The organism is Sutcliffiella horikoshii, assembly GCF_020524325.1.
Taxonomy (GTDB): Bacteria; Bacillota; Bacilli; order Bacillales; family Bacillaceae_I; genus Sutcliffiella_A; species Sutcliffiella_A horikoshii_D.
The window spans coordinates 169,396-175,677 of the sequence record NZ_JAIVKY010000011.1; the positions used below are offsets into that span (position 1 = coordinate 169,396).

General features: G+C 39.1%; 8 protein-coding genes and 1 rRNA gene. 7 read left to right on the forward strand and 2 right to left on the reverse strand.

The genetic code is table 11. The features are described from left to right. The first annotated feature begins 42 nt into the window (after positions 1–42). The gene (locus LC091_RS17435) at positions 43–456 is read left to right on the forward strand and encodes a potassium channel family protein (protein WP_226683300.1); all 414 of its coding nucleotides are present in this window, start codon (positions 43–45) and stop codon (positions 454–456) included. 6 nt (positions 457–462) lie between these two features. On the opposite strand, the gene LC091_RS17440 is transcribed toward LC091_RS17435, so the two are convergent. After that, entirely contained in the window at positions 463–621 is a 159-nt protein-coding gene (locus tag LC091_RS17440) for a hypothetical protein (RefSeq protein WP_226683301.1), read from the reverse strand. 141 nt (positions 622–762) lie between these two features. Here LC091_RS17440 and bcp point away from each other — a divergent pair, with 141 nt between their 5' ends. The 4 genes from bcp to perR all read left to right on the forward strand — a co-directional run bounded on the left by bcp (position 763) and on the right by perR (position 4,348). Beyond that, positions 763–1,230 carry a thioredoxin-dependent thiol peroxidase gene (gene bcp / locus LC091_RS17445; protein WP_226683302.1) on the forward strand — a complete coding sequence of 156 codons (468 nt, stop codon included), beginning with the start codon at positions 763–765 and terminating at the stop codon, positions 1,228–1,230. 362 nt (positions 1,231–1,592) lie between these two features. Continuing rightward, on the forward strand, positions 1,593–3,140 hold the full coding sequence (locus LC091_RS17450; protein WP_226683303.1) for an AbgT family transporter: 1,548 nt from the start codon (positions 1,593–1,595) through the stop codon (positions 3,138–3,140). 100 nt (positions 3,141–3,240) lie between these two features. Beyond that, positions 3,241–3,795 (forward strand): cob(I)yrinic acid a,c-diamide adenosyltransferase, encoded by a 555-nt coding sequence (locus LC091_RS17455; protein ID WP_226683304.1) that lies wholly within the window; start codon positions 3,241–3,243, stop codon positions 3,793–3,795. A gap of 118 nt (positions 3,796–3,913) precedes the next feature. Then, positions 3,914–4,348 (forward strand): peroxide-responsive transcriptional repressor PerR, encoded by a 435-nt coding sequence (gene perR / locus LC091_RS17460; protein WP_319003685.1) that lies wholly within the window; start codon positions 3,914–3,916, stop codon positions 4,346–4,348. Positions 4,349–4,394: 46 nt separating this feature from the next. Here perR and LC091_RS17465 read toward each other — a convergent pair whose 3' ends face one another. Further along, positions 4,395–4,757, reverse strand: a complete 363-nt coding sequence (locus LC091_RS17465) for a YgzB family protein (RefSeq protein ID WP_010198164.1) — start codon at positions 4,755–4,757, stop codon at positions 4,395–4,397. Between the two features lie 174 nt (positions 4,758–4,931). Here LC091_RS17465 and LC091_RS17470 point away from each other — a divergent pair, with 174 nt between their 5' ends. Then, on the forward strand, positions 4,932–5,810 hold the full coding sequence (locus tag LC091_RS17470; protein ID WP_226683306.1) for a nucleotidyltransferase-like protein: 879 nt from the start codon (positions 4,932–4,934) through the stop codon (positions 5,808–5,810). 378 nt (positions 5,811–6,188) lie between these two features. Further along, positions 6,189–6,282, forward strand: a 16S ribosomal RNA gene (locus LC091_RS17475); the annotation flags it as partial.

Below are 6,282 nucleotides of genomic sequence, written 5' to 3' on the forward strand. Positions count from 1 at the left end.
GTATATTGTACTAATGGCATGTCCGCGCATTGGAGGAATAGGATGCTTTATTTATTTATCGTCATCTTCATATTCATCGCTATTTTCATAAGTTTTTCCCATGTGTTTTCTTCAGAAAGCAGAAGCATTCCTTATGTCTCAAAAGAAACACTATTGCTGTTACTGTTGATATACTCGACACTGTTGCTTTCGTTTGGACTTTTATATACGGTATTGCATATTGAAGGACACCCGGTCTTGTTGGAAAGGGGCGAAATAATTAGCGGAAGCTACTTTTCCATTTTCTTTCGCTCAGTCTATTTCAGTGCCATCACCATCTTGACGGTAGGGTATGGAGATATTACACCAATAGGTATCGGTAGGGCCATTGCGATGACAGAGGCGTTGATTGGCTTTGTCATGCCTGCAGCCTTTGTGGTCCGGGTTGTCCTGCATATGGACGGGCGTGAGAGATAAACTCTACTAATTACCCTCGTTTAGAAAACGGTTGGACAACGCAGATATCGGTTCCGGACAGTTGGCGTCAACGTTTAAAGGAGTCTCTATGGACTTCTGGTTGACGCTGATTTTTTTATGGTGTTCTGTTACTGCACCTTCATGAAGTACCTCTTCTTTCTTCATTTCACTTTCTCCATTCTATAATGATTTTTAATTAGTGTAAGTCATTTTAGAAAGTATATGTATGCTACCTCATTTCTTGATAATTCTTCATTCTTTCGATAGGCTTAAAGAAAGAGTATTAGATTAAGGAGGAGTTTTAAGATGACAATAGAAGTTGGCAATAAGGCACCTGATTTTTCGTTGCTTTCCAATACAGGGGAAGCAGTGACCCTATCAAGTTTTCAAGGCAAAAATGTGGTTCTGTACTTTTACCCAAAAGATATGACCCCGGGATGTACCACGCAGGCGTGCGATTTCCGTGATATGCATGAGGACTTCTCGAATCTTGACACGGTAATACTTGGAGTCAGTCCAGACCCTCAATCTAGGCATGAAAAGTTTATTGAGAAGCATGGTTTGCCGTTTATGCTTTTAGTGGACGAGAATCATGAAGTGGCTGAACTTTATGACGTATGGAAGCTGAAGAAGAATTTCGGCAAAGAGTATATGGGAATTGAACGGTCTACCTTCATCATCAATAAAGAAGGTGAACTAGTAAAAGAGTGGAGAAAAGTAAAAGTGAAGGGCCATGTGGAAGAGGCTTTAAGCTTTATAAAAGAGAACTTATAAGAGGAAAAGCCTTTTTTTAAATAATTAAGGCAAACGTCTAACTACAAAAGGCTCATAAGTGAGTATTTTATAGTGTAGGGCATACCTCCTCAAAAGTTGACGTGATTAGAGTGCGAGCATAAAGCTTGCACTCCTTTTTTATGATATGAATTTATGTATTATGGGTAAAGTAAAGAAAGAACAATATGGACAAGGACGTTAGCTTGATAAAGGATACATAGTATTAGTATTATTTTAAAAATTGGTTATTTTGCGCGTATTCCTTGAACCCTTCCATCTCTCAAGTTTTTTTATTATACTGATAAAGGATTTTTTCCTATTATTTTTTGAAAATTTAATAGATTGAGAAAGGGGATTTTATCATGGAAGCAACTCAAAAGAAACGCGGCTTCGTTATGCGTGCTCTAGACAGTATTGAGCGCATTGGTAATAAGCTACCTCATCCGGTTACGTTATTCGCGATTTTCGCGTTATTGGTAATTGTCGCTTCTGGAATTTTTTCCAGCATGGGTGTACAAGTGGACGATCCTTTAAACGAGGGAGAAGTTCTTACTGTCAAGAATCTAATGAGCTCAGAAGGAATTGCTTATATCTTTGAAAGTGCCGTTACAAACTTTACAGGATTTGCTCCACTTGGGACAGTTCTTGTAACGATGATTGGTATCGGTATTGCAGAAAGATCAGGACTTATCAGTGCAGGTCTTCGCGGCTTGGTAACATCTGTTCCCAAACAACTGATGACAGCTGCTCTAGTATTCGGAGGCATAATGTCTTCTATGGCGGCAGATGCTGGATATGTTGTATTGACACCGCTTGGTGCAGTACTTTTCGCAGGACTTGGAAGGCATCCACTTGCTGGACTTGCAGCAGCGTTTGCCGGTGTATCTGCAGGTTTCAGTGCAAACTTGCTGTTAACATCTCTTGATCCGTTATTAGGGTCTTTAACACAAGAAGCCGCAGCAACGGTTGACCCAGAATATGCTGCAGGCATGAACTACATGATGAACTTCTACTTCATGTTCGCTTCTGTATTCGTTCTAACTATTATTGGTACGTTCGTTACCGATAAAATTGTTGAACCTCGTCTTGGTGAGTATAAGGGTGCTTATAAAGGTGACGTTGACTTCTTAAAACCTGAAGAGAAAAAAGGATTATGGGCTGCATTGTTTGCTTTCATCGCAACTATTGCAGTAATGGCTTTACTAGTTGTACCTTCTTGGGGACCACTACGTGGAGACGGCTCATTCTTAGAAGCGCCATTCTTCCATACATTAGTACCAGTAATTCTAATTATGTTCTTCATTCCGGGACTTGTTTATGGAATGATCACCAAATCAATTAAGAATGATAAAGATGTAGCTAACCAAATGTCTGACACAATGGCAACCATGGGTGCATACATTGTACTGGCATTTGTAGCTGGTCAGTTTGTTGCTTACTTTAATGAAACAAACCTTGGCCTTGTTCTGGCGGTAAATGGTGCAGAACTCATCCAAGGTATCGGTTTTGATAGCGAAAATCGATTCATGAGTATCTTATTAATTCTTGTGTTTATGATAGTAGCTGGATTCATCAACCTGTTTATCGGAAGTGCTTCTGCTAAATGGGCAATCATGGCGCCGGTATTCGTTCCAATGATGATGGGTCTGGGGTATTCACCTGAGCTTACTCAATTGGCATATCGTTTAGCTGATTCGACTACAAACGTCATCTCACCATTAATGCCATACTTCGCAATCGTTATCGCGTTTGCGCAAAAGTATGATAAAAAGGTGGGGATTGGTACCCTAATCTCTACGATGATTCCGTACTCTGTGTTCTTCTCCATTGTATGGGTTATCATGCTAATCGTTTGGATCCTTACAGGCTTACCGATTGGACCGAACGCACCAATTGATTATGTAGGGTAATGAAAATGAAAACACCTGCTTGTCCATAATGGACTTGCAGGTGTTTTTTTGCTATAAGGAAAGTAGAAGCTTAAAAATGAAGAATAGGGGATGGGAGCAAATGAAAATCTATACAAAAACAGGCGATAAAGGACAAACTTCATTAGTCTATGGTCAAAGAGTGGATAAAAATCATGTGCGAGTAGAAGCATATGGAACATGTGATGAAGCAAACTCGATGATTGGAGTGGCGATTGCCTATCTTAACGACGAAGATTTCAGTCGTAAAGAAGCATTGTTGAAATCCTTTTCCAATATCCAGACGATCCTATTTCATGTAGGAGCAGAACTCGCTACACCGGCAGGGAAAGAAGTGAAATGGAAGCTGACAGAAAAGCATGTTAAAAATTTGGAGGACGAAATGGACGAGCTCGATGCAACACTTGCTCCTTTAAAAAATTTCGTATTACCAGGTGGTTCAAAAGCAGGAGCGGCATTGCACTCCGCACGAACTATCGTTAGAAGAGCAGAAAGGTCTGCTGTAGGTTTGAGCGATGAACTTTCTCCGAATGTACTTGCCTATTTGAACCGTCTTTCCGATTACCTTTTTGTTGTAGCACGCTACGTAAACAGTCAGTTAAAGAAGGAAGAACCAGTTTTAAAGCCAGAGGTTTAAAATCTGTATAACTTCATATAGATATAAGTAATAACATTGACAAAAATATCAATATCACGGTACACTAATTATAAATATTATAAAGTAATAATCTTTATGAAAAGTGAGGTGCATGACTGTGGCAAACGAACAATTAAAAGAAGCGCTAGAAACGCTAAAACAAACTGGAGTTCGCATAACTCCACAGCGTCATGCGATTTTAGAGTACCTTATTCAATCTATGTCCCATCCGACAGCTGACGATATATACAAAGCACTTGAAGGAACGTTTCCTAACATGAGTGTCGCGACTGTTTACAACAACCTGAGAGTTTTTCGCGAAGTTGGTCTTGTAAAAGAATTAACCTACGGAGACAACTCCAGTCGTTTCGACTACGTGACAACCGACCATTATCATTTGATCTGTGACGAATGTGGCAAAATCGTCGACTTTCATTATCCAGGTCTTGACGAAGTGGAAGCGTTGGCTGCCCATGTTACTGGATTCAAAATTGCTCGCCATCGCATGGAAATATACGGAGTTTGCCCTGAATGCGACAAAGGATCTCATTAACCTCTTGCATCTGGGAAAACAACCAACATAAAAAAGCTGATAGGACTTAGATCCTATCAGCTTTCTTTTTTGAGTTATAATCCTCATTGAATTCTTTTCCTTCAAGAGAAGGATCCATCGTTAACGGTTCGTTACAATACATGCACATGTCGACACGGCCAAGAACTTTAGTATGCTTCCCACAGTTGGGGCAAACTACTTGTACGGCCTTTGTCGAAAGCATGCCGATCCAGAAATAAACAACCGTGGAACCAACGATACATAAAAGACCCAATAACATAAACAAAGTCATGACCAACATGTTTCCTTGAAAGAATATTCCTATATACATAACGAAGAAACCGATAAAGACAAGACTGAGTGCAAAGGTTCTTATTTTATTAATTTTACTAGAATATTTACGAGCCATGAACACTACCTCCTAAAACAATATAATAGCACATTTTATCCAATAATGGAGTTACAGTCACAGACATGTTGAATTTATAAGTTGACCGAATGTTCTGGATTAAAATTGAGAAAAAGGACTTTAAAAGAAAGTGTCGAATAATAGGGAGAACCCTTTAAATATGGAGGTCTTAAGATGGAAGATTTACTTCGTCCTATCTATCAAGAACGCGCAAGTCAATCAAACACGCAAGGAATATTAATGATAGAAAAGAAAAACCCCGTCAGCCCAAACACAGATAAATTTGACGTTATACTATTTATGGTAGTAAAAGAGCTTGATGAATCCTTATACGTCAAACACTATGAATTGCTTCAAAAGAAAGCTGCCCTTTACATTGCAAGTGAAAAACAACTCGAAGAATGGATAACGCTTGGAACCAACCGGAGAGTCATCGACTGGATTATCAACGGGAAAGTGCTCTTTGACCGAAATGAGTTTATCTATGCGCTAAGAGGTAAACTACTCGATTTCCCTTTGGAAGATCGCAAACTGAAAATAGGTTTAGAATTTGCCAAACTGATAAGAAGATATCTTGAGGGTAAAGATTTCTTTGATTCGAAACATTACATCGACGCCTATAATCATATCGTCCACTCGCTTCATCATTTGGCAAGACTGGCAGTGATCGATCATGGTTTCCACCCAGAGATCACCGTTTGGAATCAAGTAAAGAAAATCGAACCGGAAATCTACAAATTATATGAAGAACTAATTCAAGGCGATGAACCTATTGATAAAAGACTGGAACTGCTTTTCCTTGCTAATGAGTTCATGATCTATTCCAGAACAAGAACCGGAGCCAAACATTTAATAGAAGTATTAATGGAAAAAGAAGAAGCTTGGTCTTACAATGAAATGCTGCACCACCCTAAACTCCAAAAGTATTCTGTGGATTTAAGTGTTCTGGTAGAATACTTGGTGGAAAAAGGCTTCCTCGAAGTGGAAAAGAAACAAACCAAAGGTAACGGTGTTTTTCACCGCCTTTATCAGGTTGCCCCAGAGAAATCATAACTAATGAAGTTACGCTTAAGGCTCCTAAGGAAGGATAGTTTCCATAGGAGCTTAAGCTTTTCTTACCCCTTTGAAAATTATTTAAAAAAAGTTTAAAAGATGTATTGACGATGTTTGTCGTTACATGGTATATTATTATTCGTCGCCGCAAGAGAAAAGCTTAAACGCGACAATGAGAAAAAAGAAATTTAAAAAAGATGTTGACTTAAAACATCAAAACATGTTATATTAATAAAGTCGCTTCTGAGCGACAAGGTGATTGAAATGATCTTTGAAAACTAAACAAAACAACAGCGTCATAACGTCGGTTCTACGGAACACGACAAAATGATTTTAAGTAAGACAAGCTAGCGAATTTTGAGCAAAAGCTCAGACTCTTTATTGGAGAGTTTGATCCTGGCTCAGGACGAACGCTGGCGGCGTGCCTAATACATGCAAGTCGAGCGGACCTTTCAAAAGCTTGCTTTTGAAA